The organism is Bartonella tribocorum, from assembly GCF_002777915.1.
GTDB classification, from domain to species: Bacteria; Pseudomonadota; Alphaproteobacteria; order Rhizobiales; family Rhizobiaceae; genus Bartonella; species Bartonella tribocorum_A.
This window is the reverse complement of sequence record NZ_NJGE01000004.1, coordinates 112,876-137,010: the sequence shown is the minus strand read 5'-3', so window position 1 is coordinate 137,010 and position 24,135 is coordinate 112,876. Positions and strand designations below refer to the sequence as shown.

Annotated in this window: 17 protein-coding genes; 13 read left to right on the top strand and 4 right to left on the bottom strand. The window is 37.0% G+C overall.

Annotation, left to right across the window (positions count from 1 at the left end; translation table 11 throughout):
- The first annotated feature begins 650 nt into the window (after nucleotides 1-650).
- On the top strand, nucleotides 651-2,675 hold the full coding sequence (locus tag CER18_RS02940) for a M3 family metallopeptidase (RefSeq protein ID WP_100128603.1): 2,025 nt from the start codon (nucleotides 651-653) through the stop codon (nucleotides 2,673-2,675).
- Between the two features lie 163 nt (nucleotides 2,676-2,838).
- On the opposite strand, the gene CER18_RS02935 is transcribed toward CER18_RS02940, so the two are convergent.
- Together CER18_RS02935 and CER18_RS02930 are read right to left on the bottom strand one after the other, a co-directional pair.
- Entirely contained in the window at nucleotides 2,839-3,915 is a 1,077-nt protein-coding gene (locus CER18_RS02935) for an SGNH/GDSL hydrolase family protein (protein ID WP_100128602.1), read from the bottom strand.
- A gap of 15 nt (nucleotides 3,916-3,930) precedes the next feature.
- Nucleotides 3,931-5,187, bottom strand: a complete 1,257-nt coding sequence (locus tag CER18_RS02930; RefSeq protein ID WP_100128601.1) for a lytic murein transglycosylase — start codon at nucleotides 5,185-5,187, stop codon at nucleotides 3,931-3,933.
- Between the two features lie 258 nt (nucleotides 5,188-5,445).
- Here CER18_RS02930 and CER18_RS02925 point away from each other — a divergent pair, with 258 nt between their 5' ends.
- Both CER18_RS02925 and CER18_RS02920 read left to right on the top strand, forming a co-directional pair.
- Complete coding sequence (locus tag CER18_RS02925; RefSeq protein WP_100128600.1) at nucleotides 5,446-6,336, top strand: UTP--glucose-1-phosphate uridylyltransferase; 891 nt, start codon at nucleotides 5,446-5,448, stop codon at nucleotides 6,334-6,336.
- A 39-nt stretch (nucleotides 6,337-6,375) separates the two neighbouring features.
- Entirely contained in the window at nucleotides 6,376-7,368 is a 993-nt protein-coding gene (locus tag CER18_RS02920) for a KpsF/GutQ family sugar-phosphate isomerase (RefSeq protein WP_100128599.1), read from the top strand.
- A gap of 284 nt (nucleotides 7,369-7,652) precedes the next feature.
- On the opposite strand, the gene CER18_RS02915 is transcribed toward CER18_RS02920, so the two are convergent.
- The gene (locus CER18_RS02915) at nucleotides 7,653-8,012 is read right to left on the bottom strand and encodes a hypothetical protein (protein WP_100128598.1); all 360 of its coding nucleotides are present in this window, start codon (nucleotides 8,010-8,012) and stop codon (nucleotides 7,653-7,655) included.
- A 267-nt stretch (nucleotides 8,013-8,279) separates the two neighbouring features.
- Between CER18_RS02915 and CER18_RS02910 the strand changes: the two genes are divergently transcribed.
- The 3 genes from CER18_RS02910 (at nucleotide 8,280) to guaB (ending at nucleotide 13,286) form a co-directional block, all read left to right on the top strand.
- The gene (locus CER18_RS02910) at nucleotides 8,280-9,665 is read left to right on the top strand and encodes a sigma-54-dependent transcriptional regulator (RefSeq protein WP_100128597.1); all 1,386 of its coding nucleotides are present in this window, start codon (nucleotides 8,280-8,282) and stop codon (nucleotides 9,663-9,665) included.
- Between the two features lie 390 nt (nucleotides 9,666-10,055).
- Nucleotides 10,056-11,627 (top strand): phospholipase D family protein, encoded by a 1,572-nt coding sequence (locus tag CER18_RS02905; RefSeq protein ID WP_100128627.1) that lies wholly within the window; start codon nucleotides 10,056-10,058, stop codon nucleotides 11,625-11,627.
- A gap of 159 nt (nucleotides 11,628-11,786) precedes the next feature.
- On the top strand, nucleotides 11,787-13,286 hold the full coding sequence (gene guaB / locus CER18_RS02900) for an IMP dehydrogenase (protein ID WP_100128596.1): 1,500 nt from the start codon (nucleotides 11,787-11,789) through the stop codon (nucleotides 13,284-13,286).
- 178 nt (nucleotides 13,287-13,464) lie between these two features.
- On the opposite strand, the gene CER18_RS09980 is transcribed toward guaB, so the two are convergent.
- Nucleotides 13,465-13,611, bottom strand: coding sequence for a hypothetical protein (locus CER18_RS09980; protein WP_180299370.1), 147 nt, complete (start codon nucleotides 13,609-13,611; stop codon nucleotides 13,465-13,467).
- A gap of 445 nt (nucleotides 13,612-14,056) precedes the next feature.
- Here CER18_RS09980 and CER18_RS02895 point away from each other — a divergent pair, with 445 nt between their 5' ends.
- The 7 genes from CER18_RS02895 to CER18_RS02865 all read left to right on the top strand — a co-directional run bounded on the left by CER18_RS02895 (nucleotide 14,057) and on the right by CER18_RS02865 (nucleotide 23,368).
- Nucleotides 14,057-15,343 (top strand): RsmB/NOP family class I SAM-dependent RNA methyltransferase, encoded by a 1,287-nt coding sequence (locus CER18_RS02895; RefSeq protein ID WP_100128595.1) that lies wholly within the window; start codon nucleotides 14,057-14,059, stop codon nucleotides 15,341-15,343.
- Nucleotides 15,344-15,475: 132 nt separating this feature from the next.
- Nucleotides 15,476-17,032 carry a glutamine-hydrolyzing GMP synthase gene (gene guaA, locus CER18_RS02890; RefSeq protein WP_100128626.1) on the top strand — a complete coding sequence of 519 codons (1,557 nt, stop codon included), beginning with the start codon at nucleotides 15,476-15,478 and terminating at the stop codon, nucleotides 17,030-17,032.
- A gap of 185 nt (nucleotides 17,033-17,217) precedes the next feature.
- On the top strand, nucleotides 17,218-17,940 hold the full coding sequence (locus CER18_RS02885) for a glycerophosphodiester phosphodiesterase (RefSeq protein WP_100128594.1): 723 nt from the start codon (nucleotides 17,218-17,220) through the stop codon (nucleotides 17,938-17,940).
- 1,202 nt (nucleotides 17,941-19,142) lie between these two features.
- Entirely contained in the window at nucleotides 19,143-20,477 is a 1,335-nt protein-coding gene (ugpB, locus tag CER18_RS02880) for a sn-glycerol-3-phosphate ABC transporter substrate-binding protein UgpB (RefSeq protein WP_100128593.1), read from the top strand.
- Nucleotides 20,478-20,572: 95 nt separating this feature from the next.
- Nucleotides 20,573-21,457: a sn-glycerol-3-phosphate ABC transporter permease UgpA gene (gene ugpA / locus CER18_RS02875; RefSeq protein ID WP_100128592.1), complete on the top strand. Its 885-nt coding sequence runs from the start codon at nucleotides 20,573-20,575 to the stop codon at nucleotides 21,455-21,457.
- A 10-nt stretch (nucleotides 21,458-21,467) separates the two neighbouring features.
- Entirely contained in the window at nucleotides 21,468-22,319 is an 852-nt protein-coding gene (ugpE, locus tag CER18_RS02870) for a sn-glycerol-3-phosphate ABC transporter permease UgpE (RefSeq protein ID WP_100128591.1), read from the top strand.
- 2 nt (nucleotides 22,320-22,321) lie between these two features.
- Complete coding sequence (locus tag CER18_RS02865) at nucleotides 22,322-23,368, top strand: sn-glycerol-3-phosphate import ATP-binding protein UgpC (protein WP_100128590.1); 1,047 nt, start codon at nucleotides 22,322-22,324, stop codon at nucleotides 23,366-23,368.
- Nucleotides 23,369-24,135: the final 767 nt, after the last annotated feature.

The window sequence follows — 24,135 nt, the reverse complement described above, 5'->3', positions numbered from 1 at the left end:
TCATTTTTACAATCATTTCTTTAGTGCAATTTTCGAAAGAATCTACAATCATATCTTGTAAAGATTAGAGATTATAATGTTCTTCAAAAAAACAGAACATACTTATGTTGCGAATTCACGCGCTTGTTTTAAAGAAATATTTCTGAGCACACGTCACGCTTATTTCATGACGTTAGTCGTAAATGGTATAAAATCCATAGAAGATACCCTCTTTACGTTTAAATAAAAGGTGCATGCTGGTATCATTGTGTTATGTTTTCAGCCCCCAATATTACAACAGCTCTTGCATTTTAAAAATTCATAAGAAGCATTTTTATGTTTTTTATCAATAGGTAAATTCATTTGTGATGTGGGCGTGAATAATCTTTATTGCTTCGATATAATATGGTTTAAAATAGCGGAATCCTACGATATTCAAGTTTCTCATTCAATATAAAAAAGCGATCAATTATCATTTATAAATCAAAGATTTTGTTTGATAAGTGTAGAAATTCTTATTTTTATTGATCTCATAAAGCTAAAGACATTCTTTATTCAAGAGAGCTTTGAAAGTTAATTTTGAAATTCACGAAATAGTTTTAGTATATTATCAATTTGCGTCGTAAAGATAATTGTTACAGCTGAAATTTATAATGGAGACATAAAATATTATGACAAAAGCAGCAGTGCTGAATTGGAAGGGATTTTCAGGTCTTCCTGATTTTTCTTCTATAGAAGATGAAGATTTTAAACCCGCTTTTGAACAGGCACTTCAAGAAGCGGAAGAAGAATTAGAGGCGATTGCGATGGTGCAAGAACCACCAACGCTTGAAAATTTTTTGCAACCTTTTGAACTTTGTGGCAAAGCGCTTGATCGTGTCTGTTCAATATTTTTCTTGCGCACCAGTGCTCACACGAATGCGTTGATTCAACAGCTCGAACAAGAGTTTGTTGTAAAACTTTCTCGTTATTCTTCAAAAATGATGATGGATGCGCGGATATTTGCAAAAATAGATGTGCTTTATAAACAGTCGCAGCAGGGTATGTTTGAGAATGAAACAACACGCGTTCTTGAATTATGGTGGAAAAAGTTCGTTTGTCATGGTGCGAAGCTAGACGATAAATCGCAGAAACGGCTTGTGGAAATTAATGAAAGACTTGCTTTTTTAAATGCTACTTTTGGGCAGAATGTCTTAAACGATGAAGCTGAGTGGATTCTATTTTTAAAACAAACAGACTTATCTGGTTTACCAGAAGATCTTATTGCTTCAATGAAGGAAATTGCGTGCGAAAGAGGCAATCAAGAAGCTTATGCGTTAACACTAGCACGCTCGATTATTGAACCTTTTTTAAAGTTCTCTGATCGTCGTGATTTGCGTGAGATTGCATTCCAAGCTTGGGCTAAACGGGGTGAAAATAATAACAAGAACGATAATCGAACTATTATTTTAGAGATTATTGCACTCCGAGATGAGCAGGCTAAATTATTGGGATATAAATCTTTTGCAGATTTGAAACTCGATAATACCATGGCTAAAAGTGTTGATTCTGTTATGGGTTTGCTTATGCCTGTATGGGAGCGCGCAAGAGCGAAGGCTTCTACTGAGCAAATTGAATTACAAAATTTTGCCAACAATCAGGGAAGCAATGAATCTTTAGCCGCTTGGGATTGGCGTTATTATGCTGAAAAGCTCCGCACTGAAAAATTTTCTTTCGATAGCGCTGAAATCAAATATTATTTTCAACTTGATCATATAATTAAAGCGGCTTTTGGGGTAGCAGAAAAACTATTTGGTATTACCTTTGAAGAAAAAAATGCTGTTGCACTTTGGCATCCTGATGCGCGTCTGTGGGAAGTAAAGAAATCTGATGGAAGTTTACTTGGACATTTCATTGGTGATTATTTTGCACGTTCTTCAAAACGTTCTGGTGCATGGATGAGCCGGTTGCAATCGCAACATAAATTGGATGGTGGACAAAAACCGGTTATCTACAATATTTGTAATTTTGCTAAACCCTCTAAAGGGGAGGTTGCACTTTTATCACTTGATGATGCCCGTACACTTTTCCATGAATTTGGGCATGCATTGCATGGTTTGCTTTCTGATGTCACATGGCCTTCTGTAGCAGGAACATCCGTTTCACGTGATTTTGTTGAACTTCCCTCTCAACTTTATGAACATTGGTTAACCGTACCAGAGATATTAAAATCTTATGCTATACATGCAAAAACAGGGCATCCGATGCCGCAAGAATTGATCAATAAAGTTTTGACAGCACAGACATTTAATGCTGGATTTTCTGCGGTTGAATTTATCTCATCAGCCTTAGTGGATATGGCTTTTCACCAAGGAGAAACAGTCACTGATCCAACAATTTTTGAACATAAAGAATTAGAAAAGTTGCACATGCCTGATACGATTATTATGCGTCATCGTCCTGCGCATTTTATGCATGTGTTTGCAGGGGATGGTTATGCTGCTGGTTACTATTCTTATATGTGGTCGGAAGTACTTGATGCTGATGCTTTTCAAGCATTTGAAGAAACAGGTGATGCTTTTAATTCAGAGCTTGCTGATCTTTTAAAGCGTTTTATTTATTCTGCTGGGGGAAGTCGCGATCCAGAGGAACTGTATAAAGCTTTTCGGGGACGAATGCCTTTACCAGATGCAATGATTAATAAACGTGGACTATAAACGATAACGGTATGGTTAGTTCCATGCCGTTTTCATATTATTCGAAAGATGTAGTTACGATTTATGCAAATTTTCTCTTTATCCATGGCTCTGTGAGCAGTATTTCTTATCTTATTTTCTTTTCGTTTATGGAAAAAATGAGATTTTATATTTTAAAGAGACATTATGGCGAAGAAAAATTATCAGCGCGATCTTTTTGATGCCCATTTGGCGGAAACCATGATTTTTTGATAAAACTTGATTTTCTTTTGCCTAAAAGGTGGATGTTTTGTTGAGTCATATCCTTAAGGCTCATCGGAAGCTGGCGCATAATATTACTTGGCTCTTGTTTTTTTGATTCTTGTATAAGTGTTTGAATAGTTTGATCGGTTGAGTATGTTTCGTCATGAGAAAAGGCATGAAAATTTAAAATATTTTTCAATGGTTTTTCTAAATAAGAGGCAAGCTTTTTCTTTCCTTCAGCGGTGAAATGAATGCCATTATTGGTACGTAATTTGGCTGTTTTTCCATGAATATCATAGCCTGAAAAAGAAAAGTTTCCTTTTTCATCAATAAAACCGCTCCAGATATCGAGAAAATATCCCCCTGCTGTTTCTGTTTCTTGTTTGTAGAGCGCATTAAAAATTTTCATTTTTTGTGTCAAAAGATCATTTCCAAAGGAAGGCTGACCTACCCATATCCATGATTTTCCAGAGGCATGAAGACTTTCAGCAATTTCGATAATTCTTTGTTTGTAGATAGGCATCCATTCTGACTGATCTGTGTTAATCATGCTATGAGAGTCTGTGATGGGCTGATTATCGTTTGCACCGATCATCATGATAATAACATCGGGGTTATTTTGATCAATGAGTTTAGAAATATTGCTTTGCCAAGAATAATAATCCGTTCGAACTAAGCCAGAGGCCGGCATTGTATTGTTCATGATAGCGATATCGCTATTATCTGCAAAAAAAACTTTAAGTGCATCGGCAACAGCAGAAGCCGCAAAATCCCCTATGACCAGAATGCGCTTTGCATTCTCGTTTTTCAGCTTTTGTATTTTTTTTTGTATTACGATCTTTTTTTGCGGCTTGTTTATTTTTTGTTCTATAATTTGCGGTGGTTGTTGTATCGGTTTATTTTGTTGTGACAACCATTTGAAGAAGTTGGTTGCTTTACTGGGGGAAGGCTGAATGATTCCCACAATAGAAAGTGAAAACAGCAAGAGCATTGAGTATATCAGACGAAAAAGAGACAAAATCTTAACGCTCCATTATTGTTTGCGAAGGAGGAAAAGCACTTGAGAGGATGGATACCCATCTGCTTTGAAACCGTGACGTAGCTGAAAAGCTTTAATTGCTTTGCGGGAGGCTGTTCCGATTTTTCCATCAATATTCCCTTTATAATAGCCCAGTGCACTTAAGCGAGATTGCAGCTCTTTACACTCTTGGAAGGTAAGAGGTTGAAAAGGCCTTTGCCAATCATGCACTAATCCAGGATGTCCAGCAATGCGATCAGCAAGAAGAGCAACAGCGAAAGCATAACGATCTGCATTATTATAACGTTTTAGAACAAAGAAATTTTTTGTGACTAAGAATATAGGTCCTTTGGCTCCATCTGGATATTTTAATATTGCTTGCTCAGCTAACGGAGGAAGAGGATGCCCATTTGCGTATTTTACACCTAATTTTTTCCATTGTTCAAAGGAATGCCAGCCTTCAGGAAGGTTTTTCCCCTGAGGAACTTTTACCTCTACGCCCCAAATAAGGTGAGGTTGCCAGCCATTTTTATGGAGAAGATTAGCAGCAGTAGCCAGAGCATCTGGAACAGAGGTCCAGATATCACGCCGTCCATCTTTGTCCATATCAATGGCATAGGCGAGATAACTGCTTGGAATAAATTGGGTATGTCCCAATGCTCCAGCCCAAGATCCAGTGAGTTGAGAGCGTTTAATTTCACCACTTTGTAGAATTTTCATAGCAGCAATCAGTTGTATATATGCATATTTTGCACGTTTTTTATCGGCATAGGCTAGGGTTGCAAGTGAGCGAATGGTATCACGCATGACACTTTTATTGGCTAAAATTTTCCCATAATTGCTTTCCATTGACCAAATAGCAAGTAGAATATTCCGGTCAACACCAAAACGTTCTTCAATTTGAAGAAGCCATTTATGCCATTTTTTTGCTTGGCGCTGTCCTTCCACAATTGCGATATCATGGACACGATTATCAAAATAATTCCATGAGGGTGCAACAAATTCCGGTTGGTATGCGGCGCTTTTTAAAACTTCTGGATCAATAGCATTAATGCCTTTAAAAGCCATATGAAACGTAGAGGGGCTAATATCGTGAGCAATAGCTATTTTTTTAAACCCTTTAATCCAGTATCTAAATCCGCTATCAGCATATGAAAAGGATGCAAAAAACATTAAAAAAGCAGACAAAAGAACGACAAAGCCAGTGATAAGTGTTCTCCGGTTTATTGACTTCTCTAAAAAAGAGAAAGTCTTCAATTTAGTTTTTTGCATTTTGAAATCCCCATTAATATTCAATTTATGAGATGTACAATAACTTTATTTTGTATTTAGTTTAATCGGTAATATGATCAAGAAGAGGAAAAAACTGCAACAAATAATTCGTTTAATTCTTTCAATAAATTCTCATATTTTCTTTTACATTTTTTACTGCCCATTATAATGATAATCAGAACAATAAGATATCTTTTTACTATTTCATAAAAACATGTGATAAATAAAAAGGTTATATGAATTCATAGGAGGGTGAGTTTGCGTAAAATCCGGAAAGCAGTATTTCCCGTAGCAGGCCTTGGTACGCGTTTTCTTCCTGCGACAAAAACAATTCCTAAAGAAATGCTAACAGTTGTTGATAAGCCTGTTATTCAATATGTTGTGGATGAAGCTCGGGAAGCTGGTATTGAGCATTTTATTTTTGTGACTGGACGCAACAAAGCGGTCATTGAGGATTATTTTGATGCGCAAGTTGAATTATATACAACACTTGCTGAATGTGGAAAAAAAGAAGATCTTGCGCATTTGCACCGGTTGCAGCCGTTGCCAGGGACAACTTCTTTCACACGGCAGCAGCAACCTTTGGGATTAGGGCATGCACTTTGGTGCGCGCGTGAATTAGTTGCAGGTGAGCCTTTTGCTTTGTTATTACCTGATATGTTGATACAAGCAAAAAAAGGGTGTCTTTCTGAGATGATGAGCCTTTATGAAAAAACGGGGGGTGGAAATATTATAGCAGTTCAGGAATGTGATCCTAGAGAAACCCATAAATATGGTATTGTGGGGAAAGGAAAACAGATTGCCAATGGTTTTGAAATCACAAAAATGGTAGAAAAACCAGCGCTTGGAACAGCACCATCAAATTTGTACATCAATGGACGTTATATTTTGCAGCCAGAAATTTTTAATATTCTTTCCACTCAAGAACGAGGAGCAGGAAATGAAATTCAACTAACAGATGCAATGATAAGGCTTTCAAACGAACAGGATTTTTGGGGTTTGCAATTAGAAGGGCGTACTTTTGATTGCGGTTCTAAAGCCGGTTTTATTGAAGCTAACGTTGCATTTTCTTTGGCACGTGCTGATATGCACAGCCATATTTCTGCCTCATTGAAAAATTTACTGGAAACCATTACAGTTGAAAAATGATGTAGATCTTTCATTTAATTTTATTGATTGAATTTGATTATGACAATACCATTTCCTCATATGGCTTTGCAGGGTGCTGTTGCATCGGCGCTTAAAACACTTGCCAGTGAAAAGCAAGGGCTTCAAGTCCTTGAAGAAGCTCTTCTTAGAAGTCTTTCATCTTCTTTTGAAGCGGCTGTTCAAGCCATTAAAAATGCCCACGGACATGTGATCATTACAGGTCTTGGAAAAAGTGGTCATATAGGGACAAAAATTGCAGCAACCTTAGCTTCAACGGGAACACCTGCTTTTTTTGTTCACGCTGCAGAAGCCAATCACGGTGATCTTGGTATGATTGGATCTGATGATGTTATTCTTGCTTTATCATGGTCTGGTGAAACGCAAGAGTTAAGTGGTATTATGAGTTATGCGGCGCGGTTTCGTATTCCTCTTATTGCAATGACATCAAATGAGCACTCTGTGTTAGGACGACAAGCTGATATTGTTCTCTTATTACCAAAGGTAGAAGAGGCTTGCCCCCATGGTTTAGCTCCTACAACTTCAACAATTATGCAATTGGCAATGGGCGATGCATTAGCGGTTTCTCTTTTAGAAATGCGTGGTTTTACCGCAACCGATTTCAAAATATATCATCCTGGTGGTTCTCTTGGTGCAAGCCTTAAATACGTGTGTGATATTATGCATGAGGGTGATCGTATTCCTTTGGTTATGCAGGGAACAGCTATGACTGAAGCGATGAATGTTTTGGTCGAAAAACATTTTGGTTGTGTTGGTGTTATTAATCAAAAAGGTGAACTCATTGGAATTGTGACCGATGGTGATCTTGCACGGAACATTCATTTTAATTTATCAAAATTTAATGTTGATGAGGTGATGACCAAAGCGCCTAAAGTTGTAAAGCCGAATACACTTGTTGGTGCAGCAATGGCTTTTATTAATGATCATCATATTGGTGCATTTTTCGTGGTTGAAGATAAAAAACCGATAGGAATTGTTCATTTTCATGATCTTTTGCGCATCGGTGCTGCTTAGATTAAAATTCCCTATCAGATAAAATGTTACTTTAGGCTAAAATAGATTGAACGATACAAAGTCACAATTTTACTGTGAAAGGAATTTTTCTGATATTTTTTGGAAAAAAATGGTTATTTTACGCATTTTATCATGTTAAAAAAACTTTACAGATGGAGAGCATATCACTCTTTTTGCGTATTTTAGAGAGGACTTCCTCTCAGGAGGGGAAAGGATCTCCTCCTGTTTGATGTATGTGCTTCCTCTGTGTTCTTAATTTAAGAGAAGCTTCACTTTTACTTGGTTTAAGATTTCCGCTTAAGGAAAAACGGTGCTCCTGTATTTGAGGTGCAGAGAAGTTGTGTGGCGTTATATGACATTGTACAATTGACTCTAGAAATTGTTCCACGGAGAATAGAGCGTATTTCAATTTCTATATTTTGAGCATTGAGATAATTATATGCACCTTCTGATAGTTTTTCTTCTGTATCTGCTGCACGCGTTTCAAAAACACCATTATGGAAAGAAGAAATAATACCATTCTCATCAACCCATTTTCCATCAATCCCAGTTGACATATTAGGGTTATAATATTGCGAAAAGCTACAAGCACTCACTAGCAAAGCGATGATTGTAAGACATAAAATATGATAGGTATGTTTCATTTATTTCACTCTAATTTAGATTATTTTGCTCTCTATTTCCTATAAAGTTATTAAATTATACCATGAGTCAATATGAAAAATTTGATGAAAATCAATGAAAAAGCAAAAAAAATAGAAAAAAATGCCTTAATGTTGTATTTAATTAACAGCTTGATGAAATGTGCAAGTGAAACACAAGAGGTGAAATATTTCTTATGGTTTACAACAATTTTTACATTAAGCTGCTGAATAGTCTCATGAGTAATCTCAAAGGAGATTATTGACATTATGGTTGGTCCCATTCTTGTTGCGAGTGAAGATTATGGAAGACGTATAGAGCTTTCTGCTATGCTCCGAGGTTTTGGTTACCGTGTCATTGAAGCAGAAAATGGCCTTCGTACAATTGATCTTTTACACAGACGTAAAAACATTGTGCTTGCACTCCTTGATGTCGTGATGAGTGATTTGAGTGTGAGCGATTTGATTAAAATGATTAGAGTTGCTGGTGTTTCTGTTCCTATTGTTGTGATAGCACAACAAGAGAATCATGATTTACTCCAGAAAGCTTTAACAGCTGGAGCTATTGATTATTGGATTTATCCAGTAACATTATTACGCGTAAGAGTTACTTTGGATATTCTTGCTCTTATTTCAGCCTTGGAACATGAGGTTCGAGATATTCGGCGCAAGAAAGAGAATCATTTACGCTTTTCTGACCTTTACATAAAAAGTAGAGCTATGCAGGTCGTTTTAGAGCAATCGAAAGCAGCAGCAACGACTTCACAGAATCTTTTGATAGAGGGTGAAGTTGGAACGGGTCGTGAGACCTTAGCACGGATTATTCATCATGAAGGTTTATTTGCAGAGGGCGTTTTTATTCGCTTTCAATGTTCAGCGATTTCTGATCCAGAAGAAGAAAATCAGCATTGGTTTAAAGAATTCCTCCCATTGATTTCTTCGCTTGAAAAAGGGACACTTTGCCTTTGTGATATTGATCGACTTGAGCCCATACAGCAAAGGCGGTTTGCTCATTATCTTAAAGAAAGGGAAAGGGATACAAAAGGAGAACTTTTTCCTTTTCGGATCATTGCTATTTCAACATCGCGTTTAAAGGACTTGGTTAAAGAGAACTTTTTTTTGCATAGTTTGTTTGAACAATTTTCTCATCTCTCTATTAGCGTTCCTGCTTTACGAGAATTAAGGGATGATTTTCCAGAGATCACACAACGTTTGATCAATCGCATCATAACAGAAACAGGACGATCACATGTACATGGTTTAGCAGGATCAGCTCTTTCTTTGCTTATGCAGTATGATTGGCCTGGCAATCGAAATGAACTTGAAAATTTTTTATTTCGTGCGATTTTACTTAGTGAGGGACCTTTATTAACTGTTCGAGATTTTCCGCAGTTAATGGGAAATTCATTCATGAGTGTTCCAAATATCATTGAGGGTAATATGCAAGAAAATAATGAACAAGACTCAATACAATTTTTGAATACTGATGGGCATGTGCGTACTTTTGCAGAGATGGAACATGATATTATCGAGAAAGCGGTTAAACATTATAAGGGACATATGAGTGAGATTGCGCGCCGTCTTCACATCGGTCGCTCTACACTTTATAGAAAAATGGAAGAATTGAGAACCATAAGAAATCAAGATCAAAAGTAAAATTCATAAGAAGTCTTTTTTGATGAAGAGTATGATTTTCAAAAAGGCAGCAGGGCTTTTGATAAAGTCAGTAGCGGCAATTAAAATAAAACAATCATTTACTTGTAAATTTGAACGATAGAGGATGACTTTGTAGACTTAAATCAAGTATAAATTTTATTGGATTATTTTAATCATTTGTCTCAGTTTATACAATTTTAGTTAAATTTATATTTATTAAAGCCAAGAGATTTTTAAATATTTCAGCTATTTTTTTATCATGGATATTAAATTTATACTCTCTTAAGCAAGAGGTGGCATTTTATCTGCTATACGGTTAAGATAAAATGATGAGTGTTGTGGTTTGTATCACGGGTGATGCAACGCTTAAAAATAGAAAGTTTATCCTTTTTGACTCTTTTACAGATTGTTATTGGCTTTATTCTCTTTTTTTTAATTGCATCTATGTTGGCAATTTACACCTATGGGCGTTTTATGAAAAGTGCTAGGGGACAATCTTCTTATGCGTTGCCTATTCAGAAGGATGAGACCAAGCTTGATCGTATTGTTAGTCAATTGGCTGAGGAAGAAAATGGATTGGGGGTTAATAAAGATGCCCTTTCCCTCATCATCAGCAATTTGGATGCGTTTTGTGTTCGTGCAATAGGCGCGGCAGAGGCTGGGCGTAGCCTTGATCTGATGTATTATATTTGGGACGATGATTTAACGGGGCGTTTATTATTAAGCGAAATAGTTGAGGCAGCTGATCGAGGCGTTCGGGTACGGCTTCTTTTGGATGATATTAACGCTCAGGCACGTGATCCAGCTTATATTGCACTCGATAAACATCCTCATATTGAGGTGAGAATGTTTAATCCAGGGCGATCGCGTAAAGGTGGTTTACGTCGTGGTTTAGAGATTATATTACGGGCAATTACTGTAACACGTAGAATGCATAATAAAGCTTTTATTGTTGATGGCAGGGTTGCTTTTGTAGGAGGACGTAATCTTGCAGATTCTTATTTTGATGCTGCTGAAGAATCTCATTTTCGAGATTTAGATTTGATGTTAATCGGTCCCTCTGTTAAAAAGGTGGAAAGTATCTTTGATGATTTTTGGAATAGTGCTGTTGTTTTGCCAATTCATACTTTGGTTATTCCTAAAAGCGCAAGCGATCTTAGCTATTGGAAGGATAAATTACGAAATTTTCGGGATTCCAAGGTTGCAAAAGTTTATTTAGATTATGTCAAAGAACATATTAACTTTGATTGTTTTATCCAGACAGGAAAGCGGTTATTTTTAGCGGATAAAGTTGTTGTTCTTTCTGATCCTCCAGAAAAAGCATTGCGTGAAAAAGCGGGTAATTGGCTTATGAAGGCCCTCTCAAAGGTTATTGGAAATGCCCAAAAAACGGTTCAAATTACATCACCTTATTTTGTTCCTGGTAAGGTTGGTACGCAGCATTTTAGTAATTTGGTTTCAAAAGGTGTTGATGTCAAAATTCTCACCAATTCTTTGGCTGCGACCGATGTAGCATTAGTGCATGGTGGTTATGTACCGTATCGTAAGGCGCTATTGAAAAGTGGTGTTAAGCTTTATGAATTAAAAGCGGAAGGCAATCCCCATGGGTTACGATTATTTCGATCGAGTAAGGCAAGTTTACATGCCAAAGCTTTTTTAGTTGATCGTAAAACAGCTTTTATTGGCTCTTTAAACTTTGATCCTAGATCAGCAGCACTCAATACAGAAATGGGCATTCTTTTTGAATGTGCCCCCATTACAGCAAGGCTAGATTTGTTGTTTTGTGAAGAAACGACGGGAGAGATGAGCTATCATCTTCGTCTTGGTGATAATAATCGTATTTATTGGGATTTTATTGAAAATGAAAAAAAATATAGCATTGATTATGAGCCAGAAAGCAATTTTTGGCGTCGCGCATTTGCAAAAGTAATAAGTTGGTTACCGATTGAATCACAATTGTAAATTTTTATAAACCACACTTTAAAAAAATATTTATTTTTCTTTTCATTTTGTTTGTAGCATGGCATAATTTCTTGCCAATCTACCCTATGAGAACCGCATGTGTTTTAAAGCTTCGTGCGGTGTTTTATTATAATGTTTTATTATAAAAGGAATTTTGCTATGGCAAAGATTGTTGAAACGGGAACAGGGGCATTGGCACTGACTTTTGATGATGTACTTTTACAGCCCGGCCATTCTCTTGTTATGCCTAGTCAAGTGGATCTTAGGACGCGTATTGCAGCCGATATTAATCTCAATTTGCCATTACTTTCCGCTGCAATGGATACGGTAACAGAATCACGTTTAGCAATTGCTATGGCTCAAGCTGGTGGTCTTGGAGTTATTCATCGTAACATGTCTCCTATTGAGCAGGCAGAAGAAGTCCGCCAAGTGAAAAAGTTTGAATCTGGTATGGTTGTTAATCCAGTCACAATTGGACCTGATGCAACACTTGAAGAAGCGAAAGCTTTGATGCGCTCTCATGGTATTTCAGGTATTCCGGTTGTTGAAAATAGTGTTAAAGGTGAGACAGCGGGACGACTTGTTGGCATTTTGACCAATAGAGATGTTCGTTTTGCATCGGATCCAAAACAAAAAATTTATGAATTAATGACGCATGAAAATTTGATCACAGTGCGTGAAAATGTTCAACTGAATGAAGCAAAATATCTTTTACATCATCACCGTATTGAAAAATTATTAGTTGTGGATGAGCAAAATCGTTGTGTCGGTCTGATAACGGTTAAAGATATTGAAAAAGCAAAATTAAATCCAAATGCGGCTAAAGATTCTCAAGGGCGCTTGCGTGCTGCAGCGGCTAGTAGTGTTGGGAATGATGGGATTGAACGTGCTGAACGCCTCATTGACGCAGGTGTCGATGTGTTGGTCATTGATACAGCGCATGGACATTCTCAGCGTGTGCTAGAAACTGTTGAATGGATTAAAAAGATGGCTTCTTCTCCAGCTGTTATTGCTGGGAATGTCGCAACTGCTGAAGCAACACAAGCATTGATTGACAGCGGAGCAGATGCGGTAAAAGTTGGTATTGGTCCTGGCTCTATTTGTACAACACGTATTGTTGCTGGTGTGGGTGTTCCACAACTTGCTGCTATTATGAATGCTGCAGAAGTTGCGGAAAAAGCAGGAATTCCTATCATTGCAGATGGTGGGATCAAAGCATCGGGTGATTTTGCTAAAGCTTTAGCGGGTGGAGCTTGTGCAGCGATGATCGGTTCTCTTTTAGCGGGTACAGAAGAAAGTCCTGGTGAAGTTTACCTCTATCAAGGTCGATCTTTTAAAGCCTATCGCGGTATGGGATCTGTTGGTGCTATGGCACGCGGATCAGCAGATCGCTATTTTCAAGATGATGTTCGTGATGAATTGAAGTTGGTTCCTGAAGGTGTGGAGGGGCAAGTGGCCTATAAAGGTCCTATAGCATCAGTTCTCCATCAGCTTGCTGGTGGATTGCGCGCTTCGATGGGTTATGTTGGGGCAAAAGATCTCGTAGAGTTTCGTAAAAAAGCAACGTTTGTGCGTATTACCAATGCGGGACTCCATGAAAGTCATACACATGATGTTTCGATCACACGGGAGAGCCCAAATTATCGGGGGCCAGTTTGAAGGAATAAGAGCTTTGCGTCATATTGCATAGATGTAAAATCTTCCGAGAACAAGGAAGAGAGATGGTTCTTTTTTTGTCTATGATTTGGTGTAATAATCCAAAAGAGAAAGAATTAGAGGCTAAAGCTCTAATTCTCTCAGTCAAGACTTGTGTGAAGTAAACTATATAAAGCTAGAATTAACTTTTTGTTGTCTTGCGTCCTGTATTTGGCGTACGTTGGCGAGTGTTTGTCTGATCACTTTGGACGGATTTCTTTCCATTGTTTGAGGGTATTGTATTATGACGGCTTTTAGATGAAGTTGTTTTTCCATTATTATAAGTCATTATTTTCTCCTTTTAAATTGTCTGGCAGTTGCCAGTCTATTAAAAACGGTCATACCAAATAGTGGTTCCAAGCATTTTCTAAAAAGTTAATTTTTTGTTGAGAATAAGATGTGCTTGTCTCATCTTGTTAGAAGCTTTTTCTCTTTTTTTAAGAAAGATAATCCTTTTAAGATGGAAGAGATTTTATTTTTCTTTTTTTTATAGATGGCAGCATATCTTTTAGCATAAGAGGATTGTATACCTTTGAGAAGGATAAAAGCCAATGGGGAAAAGATGAAAAGAAAAATCTAGATACACTCAATTGGATCTTATAAAAAAGTATGCTCAGATCATTTTAAAAGTGAATGTAAATTTTTGAGAGTTTTGAATAGGTTTCATTGGCAATAAGAAGATAATATTATTTTTAAAACGGTTTAGAGTTTTATTATTTTAATGGGAGAAATGAATGCGATTAGGTGGGCGTTTGCAGGCAGCAATAGATGTTCTCAAAGAGATAGAAATGAGGCATCGCCCCGTAGGAGAAGCTTTAAAGGATTGGGGGCTTTCTCATCGTTTTGCGGGAGCAGGTGATCGTGCAGCCATTGGTACAATCGTTTATGATGTTTTAAGACGACGATATTCTTTACAATGGCGTATGGAGAGTGATGATATTCGGGATATTGTTTTTGCTACCTTATTAGATACTGGAAAAATGACGCTGGAGCAAATTGACGATGCGTTAGAAGGAGACCGATTTGCTCCGCAGTTATTAGAGGATAAACAGCGCAAATCGTGGCAAAGGCGGCAATTAGTGGATGCACCAGACTATATTCGTGGTGATATTCCTCAATGGTGTCAAGCACATCTTTGTCCTTTATTTGGTGATAATTGGGTCACTGAGGCTGCTGCGTTAGCAACGCGTCCTTCTTTAGATCTACGGGTAAATAGCCTAAAGGCAACATCAGAAAAGGTGTTGAAAGAGTTAGCAAAAACCAAACTTCAATCTTTGCCATGGTTTCAGCAAGCTCTAAGAGTTGCTCCGATTGAAAAATTTGATCGCCATCCCAATGTTCAAGTGGAACCGGCTTTTCAAAAAGGGCACTTTGAAATACAGGATTTAGGATCTCAAATTGTTGCTCATCTTGTGGAAGCGCAAGAAAGCATACAGGTATTAGATTATTGTGCAGGTGCTGGTGGCAAAACATTAGCTTTAGCTGCCGATATGAATAATCGTGGGCAAATTTATGCTTATGATTCCGATAAAGCACGTCTAGCGCCTATTTTTGATCGTCTTCGACGCGCTGGTGTTCGTAATGTACAAACACGAGTACAAAAAGAAGAATTGAAACCATTAATAGGCCAGATGGATAGAGTTCTTTTAGATGCACCCTGTAGTGGGACAGGAACATGGCGTCGTCGTCCAGATGCGAAATGGCGGTTAACATTAGAGCAGGTAAAACAACGCCAAACAGAACAGAGGGCTATTTTGAATGAAGCAATAGATTATCTTAAGCCAAAAGGGCGCTTAGTCTATATTACCTGTTCCCTTTTTGCAGATGAAAATGAGGAACAAATTTCCCATTTCCTGCAACAGCATTCTCATTTTTATCCAATAGATATACAGGCACTTTGGCAGAAACATTTTAATTTTTCTTCTGTACAACCAGTTTTTTCAAATTATGGACTGACTTTATCACCTGCAACAACACAAACAGATGGTTTCTTTTTATCTGTGTTGCAAAAAAAACATTAATCTATATTTTTGCATTTTTTATCATAAATTTTACGAGAATAATCTTTTTCTTAAGAAAACAGGCTTGTGAAAAGAAAAAGATTGAATCATAACTCTCATGAATTCTCTTTTACAATTGTTGATTGGTTTTCTATGAGCATATCACATCCAGACACTGTTCTTATTATTGACTTTGGTTCACAAGTTACACAACTCATTGCACGACGGGTGCGAGCAATGGGGGTATACTGTGAAATTGTTCCTTTTCAATTGGCTTTAGAAGCTATGCGCCGCATAAATCCTAAAGCTATTATTTTATCAGGAAGTCCTTATTCTGTTATTGATGAGGGGTCACCACGTGCTCCAACGGAAATTTTTGAGGTCGGTATTCCGATTCTTGGTATTTGTTATGGGGAACAGGTCATGTGTGTTCAGCTTGGAGGAAGGGTTGAAGCCGGACATGAGCGTGAATTTGGTCGTGCTTTTTTGGAAATCCAAGAGGAGAGTGCCCTTTTTGATGGCGTATGGGAAAAAGGTTCTCATTATCAAGTATGGATGAGTCATGGTGACCGTGTGGCTGCTTTACCAGAAGGTTTTCGTGTCATAGGAACCTCAAAAGGAGCCCCCTATGCGGCCATTGCTGATGAGAAAAGACATTTTTATGCGGTACAGTTTCATCCTGAAGTTGTCCACACACCGGATGGTACAAAACTTTTGCAAAATTTTATTCATAAAATCTCTGCGATTAAAGGCAATTGGTCAATGGCTTCTTATCGTGAGCAGGCAATTGCGACAATACGACAAAAAGTTGGGAAAAGTCGTGTGATTTGTGGTCTTTCTGGGGGAGTGGACTCATCTGTTGTCGCGGTGCTCCTTCATGAAGCCATAGGAGATCAGCTGACATGCATTTTAGTTGACCATGGATTAATGCGTAAGAATGAGGCTCAGGAAGTTCTTACATTATTTCGTGATCACTATAACATAGAGCTTATTCACGTTAATGCTGCCGATATATTTCTGAGTGCTTTAGAAGGTGAGACAGATCCAGAAAAAAAGCGCAAAACAATAGGGCGCCTTTTTATTGAAGTTTTTGAAGAAGAAACGAAAAAAATAGGAGGAGCAGAGTTTTTAGCACAAGGAACACTTTATCCAGATGTTATTGAGAGTGTTTCTGCTATTGGTAAATCGGTAACCATTAAAAGCCATCATAATGTGGGGGGGTTACCAGAACAGATGAATATGAAACTTGTAGAACCGTTGCGTGAGCTCTTTAAGGATGAGGTTCGCTTGCTAGGACGAGAGCTAGGGTTATCCGAGCAGTTTATTGGTCGCCATCCTTTTCCAGGTCCCGGTCTTGCAATTCGCTGTCCAGGGGAAGTGACCCGTGAAAAATTAGAAATTTTACGTGAAGCAGACGCTATCTATCTTGAGGAAATCCGTAAAGCCGGTCTTTATGATGAAATTTGGCAAGCTTTTGCTGTCCTTCTTCCTGTACAAACTGTTGGGGTGATGGGGGATAGTCGCACGTATGAGTTTGTTTGTGCGCTTCGCGCTGTCACATCTGTCGATGGAATGACTGCTGATTTTTATCCCTATGATATGGCATTTTTAGGTAAGACAGCATCACGCATTATTAATGAAGTTAGAGGGATTAATCGTGTTGTTTATGATGTAACCTCAAAGCCTCCTGGTACCATTGAATGGGAATGACTGAAATGAAGGGTAAGCTTTTTAAGAATAAAATATGATTGAGGGTTTGATATTGAGCAAAATATAGAAAAAATCTTAAAAAATAATTGTGCACGTTTATAGAATATAAGCTTTTATCTGAAAATCTGTACCTTAATATCATTTAGAGCCAATATCATTTAAGATTAAAAAGTGTGAAATTTTGCATGTCTGAGAAAAAAATTGTTGCACACCGTGGTGGAGCGCATCTTTATCCTGAAAATACCTTTTCAGCATTTAATAACGCTATAGCGTTAGGTGTTGATGAAGTTGAATGTGACGTTCATTTATTGAAAAGTGGTGAAGTGGTTGTTTTTCATGATTTTCGTCTAGATCAATTGGTTGGCAAACAGGGATATATTCACGATATTGATAATGAAACACGCAAACAACTCTGCGTGAAAGGAAGCCAAGAGGCGCCTCCTTTGCTAGAAGAGGTTCTTGATCTCCTTGCACCAACCAATGTTGGTTTACATCTTGAAATCAAAACATGTGGTGAAGTTGAGCGTGAAACAATCTTATCCCAAAAAGCGCTTGCACTCATAAAAAGTCGAAATTTAACAGAACGGGTTTCTGCGATTAGTTTTGATCCTTTGATCCTTCGTCCTTTTGTTGAAGCAGGAATACCATCTGGTCCATGTGTTGATAATTTTGAAGGTGATATGTATTGTCGTTTTTCTGAATGGAAACAATTGGGTTATTCTGATTTAAGTTTAGATGGTTCCATTGCCTCACAGGACTTTATTGAAGCAGCTCTTGAAGCTGGTTTTACGGTAGGGGTATGGACAATCAACGGAAAACCTCGGTTATCACATTGGCTTAATATGCCTGTACATTATATTACAACAGATCAACCTGATCTTGCATTGCAATTGCGTGCACAAAGTTAGGAAATATACTTCTATAAAATCCCAGTGCCTTTATACTTTATAAAGCTAGTGTAATGGAGGAAAGAGGGAAGTATTTTCTTTTATATGATAATAACACATTGATTCTTAATGATAATTAAGTGCTTTTTATATTAAGTGATAACTCTTAATAGCAAGAGATTTTTTTACAATGAATCAACCAAAATCATTCGCTTGCATATTACGAGTGAGATTGGTGTGTGGATGAAAAGCTATTGAGAAAAATAAAATATTCAATTCAAACTCTCTTAAAAGAAAGCCTTATTGAAGCATTAGGAGCATCATATGATGATGCTGTTTTGCGCTTTTATAAAGTATAAAAATGATGGCGTACAAAAATTCTTATATACTTTAGCGAAAAGGTTTATAGCTTGTTTTATAGAGGCTATTATGAAATGTAGATGTATTAAAAGATTTTTTAACAGCATGGCAATTAATCATACAATATCATTTTATTTTGCATGAGGGGCGTGGTTCCATTTGCTAGCCCCCAATGTTGCGACAGATCTTGCATTAAGACAGTTTATAAGAGCCATTTTTAATCCTTTCTTATACAGTTTTACCCACACGCCAGCCCCGCTTTTGATGTGCAAGCAAATGATATGAATTGATTCAATTTGAGGGGGATTGGAATGAGAAAATCTTACTATATTGGGCATTATAATTCAAGTTGAAAAGGATAATTTATTATTATAAATCAATGTGTTGCCATTATCGCGAAGGAGACTTTTAAGCACGTCAAAACGATTTTTTTAATTTTAAGAAAAATTCTATATGTCTCTTCGTTAAATTTGCTAGCAACATCATGTTAAAGTTATAAGCCAAAAATTATAAGACAAATAACAAAAGAATAAACAATTCTTTTTTGAAAAAAGTAAATCCAGATATTATTAGGTATTACACAAAGTCATTAAATGACATTTACGATCTATATCTTTTTATCTATTTCCTCGTGTATTTAAATTATCTCACTTTTTTCAGATAGTTACAAACGCATATCTCATTAAACCATAAGAAAGTCTATAAAAGAAAACGAAAAAATCTAAACAAATTCATTTGACCTTTTGGTGGTTCCTGTTTAAATGGAAAAATGTATTTCTGAAATAAAACTGTCATAGCATGTTATGTGTAATACTATAAATTCAGGGGTAGTTTGTATTCCATCACTTCAGAAAGGGTGAACCATGAGTCGTTTTTATCTTTTCATAGCGGCCACGGTTGCTATTATAATGTCCACAGCTGGAATAACAGCAAGTTTTGCGCAGACAAAAATCAGCTTTTGGCATTCTATGAGTGGTGAATTAGGAAAGCAAACTGAAAGCCTCATTAACGATTTTAATACAAGTCAATCTGAATATAAAGTTGTTCCTTCATTTCGCGGCGAATATGAAGAGGGTTTGGTCGCGCTTATTGCAGCATTTCGCGGAAAGAAGCAGCCCGTTCTCGCTCAAATTTATGATGTTGGTACTGGAACTATGATGGCTGCAAAGGGTGCAATCTATCCATTTTATCAACTTATGGCTGATACAAAACAAGAATTTGATCCTACAGATTATTTTCCTGCTATTAGCGGCTATTACTCCGATGAACAGGGGCATATAATTTCTATGCCATTCAATATTTCAACACCAATCCTTTATTACAACAAAGATATCTTTAAAAAAGCCGGACTTGATCCAGAACAGCCCCCTAAAACATGGCAAGATGTAGAAGATTTTTCTAAAAAAATTCTTGAGACTAAAGCGGCAACGTGTGGTTTTACAATGGCTTATGCAGCTCAATGGATTGGGATAGAAAATTTTTCAGCGTTACACAATGTTCCTTTTGGAACGAAGGAAAATGGCTTTAAAGGACTTGATTCAGAACTTACATTTAATGGACCTTTACAAGTGCGTATGTGGACAGACCTGAAAAGGTGGTCTGATCAAGGTATTTTCCGCTATGGTGGTCCTGCAGGCGCATTAGATGCGACACCGATGTTTATGGCACAAAACTGCGCAATTTTTATGCAATCTTCAGGATCACATGCTGGAATTGTTTCTGAAGCACAGTTTAATGTGGGCGTTGGTATGCTACCGTATTATAAGGATGCAGAAGGAGCGCCACAAAATTCAGTTATTGGGGGGGCTTCTATTTGGGCATTTAAGGGACATACCCCAAAAGAATATGCCGGAGCAGCTGCGTTTCTTAAGTTTCTTTCAAAAACAGAGAACCAAGCAAAATGGCATCAAAAAACAGGTTATCTTCCAACCACAAAAGCAACTTATGAATTGAGTGAAAAACAACATTTCTACGAAAAAACGCCAGGGGCTGATATTGCTATCAAACAGATCAATCTTAATCCACCGACAGTTAATTCGAAAGGGATAAGGTTTGGTAATTTACCGCAAATTCGTACCATTCTTGATCAGGAGTTAGAAGCTGTTCTTAGTGGTTCAAAAACACCGAAAGATGGTTTAGATGAGACCGTTGAACGTGGAAATAAACTCTTGCGAGAATTTGAAAAATCTAATCATTGATCTCGTTTTTTTGTTAAACGTTAAAGACTCAATAAAAGCAGTTGAGTCCTTTTTGTTTATTTTTTAAAAGTCTCTACATTTAAAGAGCCCTGCGAATGCAAGAAAAAAATGCGTATTTTAAAAATAGTCTCCTTTCTTACGGACTGCTTTTCCCTCAGCTTCTTGTGACTTTTTTGTTTTTCTTTTGGCCTGCAGCTCAAGCCCTAAAATCATCCTTTGAGCGTGAAGATCCTTTTGGCTTTACAACAACCTTTATTGGTTTTGAAAATTATCTAACCGTTCTTTCTGATCCTACTTATCTGCAATCACTTCTTACAACCGCAGTATTTTCCATTTCAGTTACTATCGCTTCAATGACAATATCACTTCTTTTGGCTGTCTGTGTTGACCGTGTTATCTGTGCAAAAAAGGCTTATACAATGTTTTTGCTTTGGCCCTATGCTGTTGCTCCAGTATTAGCAGGTATATTATGGTTGTTTATCTTCCATCCCACCATTGGAATTATTCCTTTTCTTCTGGAAAAAATAGGGGTGCTATGGAATTATCGTATTAATGGTACCCAAGCGATGATTCTGATTGTCATTGCAGCGAGCTGGAAGCAAATTTCCTACAATTTTCTCTTTTTTCTTACAGCTCTTCAGTCCGTTCCGCGTTCTCAAATAGAAGCAGCAGCCATTGATGGTGCTGGTCCCTTTAAACGATTTTGGACTGTGGTCTTTCCACAAATTTCACCAACAACATTTTTCCTTCTTATCGTCAATATCAATTATGTTATGTTTGATACTTTTGGTATTATTGATAACACAACTTCTGGGGGGCCTGCACGTGCAACGAATATCCTCGTCTATAAAGTATATGACGATGGCTTTAGAAATCAGATAATCGGTGCATCAGCAGCACAATCAACAATATTGATGTTGATGGTTATTGTCCTAACCTTTATCCAGTTTCGCTGGATTGAGCGCCGTGTACAATATTAGGAAACAAATTATGGTTGAAAATCGCCCTGTTTTGAAATTTCTAACCCATATTACGCTCATTGTTGGCATTATCATTATTTGTTTTCCAGTTTATGTTGCGATCATTGCATCAACTCATAGTTCAGCAGCATTTAATTCAGGAACACTTCCTCTTTTACCAGGGGAATACGCTCTGGAAAATTATAAAACGATTTTTGGTAATGGCCTTTCACAGCGTGGTCTACCTAACCTTTTGCCACTTTTAATGAATTCACTCATTATGGCTTTTGGAATTAGTATTGGAAAAATTATTATTTCACTTTTGTCTGCTTATGCAATCGTCTACATGCGTTTTCCCTTCCGAAAAACGGCTTTTGTTCTTATTTTTGTTACATTGATGCTTCCTGTTGAAGTTCGTATTCTTCCAACCTATGAGGTTGTTGCGAAATTGGGGATGATCAACACCTATAGTGGAATGATTATCCCACTTATTGCATCTGCAACCGCTACATTTTTATTTCGCCAGTTTTTTTTGACTGTTCCTGATGAACTCTTAGAGGCAGCACGTGTTGATGGTGCAGGACCATTTAAGTTTTTTAAGGATATTCTCCTTCCTCTCAGCAAAAGCAATATTGCTGCTTTATTTATCATTATGTTTATTTATGGATGGATACAATATCTCTGGCCTCTTATCATCACAACGGATCAAAATCATCAAACGATCCTTATTATTTTAAAACAACTTGTTGTCGAATCACTACAACATGATCCTCAATGGAATATCCTCATGGCAGTATCGGTCGTTGCCATGGTACCACCTGTTCTTGTTGTTATCTTCATGCAGCGGCTTTTTATCAAAGGTCTTATTGAAACGGAGAAGTAATTGTGGCCATCATCCAGTTATCAAATATAAAAAAACGATATGACAACGGCATTCTGGTTATTGATGACTTAAACTTAACTGTTGCTGATAAAGAGCTTCTTGTTCTTGTTGGTCCTTCAGGATGCGGAAAATCAACGTTGTTACGTATTATTGCAGGACTTGAACAAGTAACCTCAGGTGAATTATGTATTGATAACGAACGTATCAATGATCGTGAACCAGCTGATCGTGATATTGCTATGGTTTTTCAAAATTATGCCCTTTATCCTCATATGACAGTTCGTGGAAACTTAGAATATGGTCTTAAAAATCGTAAAACGCCTAAAGAAGAAATAAAAAAACGCATCGCACATGCGGCAAAGCTTTTGGAGATAGAACCATTTCTTGATCGTAAACCACGACAGTTATCAGGGGGACAACGCCAGCGCGTTGCAATGGGACGTGTGATTGTACGTCAACCCCGTGTTTTTCTCTTTGATGAACCTCTTTCAAATCTTGATGCAAAATTACGGGCGCAAATGTGTATTGAGATAAAAACGCTACAGCGTTCATTAGGAACAACCAGTCTTTATGTTACCCATGATCAACTAGAAGCCATGACATTAGCTGATAGAATAGTCGTTTTGAATAAAGGAGCTATCGAGCAAATTGGAACACCAATGGAAATTTACGATACGCCAGCAACCACATTTGTTGCAGATTTTATCGGTTCTCCACCGATGAATTTTCTTGATCGTCATGTTCTAGAACAACATTTAGGCCATTCATTTGCCTATAGCGAAGAAACTGATCTTTTAGCTTTCAGACCCGAAATAATTTTATTGGGCGAACACCCAGATAAAGGACCTGTCTTCCACACACAAATTGAGCTTATCAAGCCGATTGGAACAGGTTGCCATGTCTTAACGCGTTGGAATGATCTCATTTTTACGATTGAAATAAAAGAACGCTTGACACAAGACTATGGTCAAAAACTCAGTTTCACTGTCGCTCACCAAAATTTTCATACGTTTAACAAAAACACTGGAAAGCGAACAGGGAATAAGTAAACATTATAATTGATGTGATAATACTTTTTTTATGCTGCATTATGATAGTATTATATTTTGGCTCTCTCAATTACATTCACAAAATCAGAGTGTAACCGGTGAGATCAAAAAAATTAAAATTTTTTGTTATGATGCGTTGTCACATGATACCAAGCGTGTTGAAATACGCATATGAAGACATTCTATCCTTTTACGGTTTTAAGAAGATCATTTTTTAAACATAATAAAGTTTTTTCATTGCAATTAATATGAATAACAATAATTTATTAATCATATTTTTGCTGATTAAAAAAAGTGTTTTATTCATGAGTAACAATATCTTATCATTTATTTTCTGATGAGATAATTTATATATTTTATAAAGAATGCATAAGAAAAATAAAGAGAAAAAATTATTCACAAATGGTGGCGTTAGGTACTCCATATCTTAGCTTTGATCAGTGATATAAAGATCTATTTTATCCATAAAAACAGGACACTATTCTGAATAGTACGTACAAGAATAAGTACGTTTTATTTAACAACAATAGATTGATTTATAATGATAATTCACTATTTTGAGTGTTGAATGAGAATCCCGAAAACCATAAGTTTCCTCATTTCAAATCTGTTCCATGTTGAAGCAATCAAAATTATTCGCTTGCCGTTACAAGCGGAAAGGGCTGTGTGGATAAAATATTTAAGAAAGGGCTTAAAATATTTCTTATGAATTGTTCCAAGTATTGAGAGTTATTGCAAAAGAAACGTTGTAAATAGAGCATGATAAT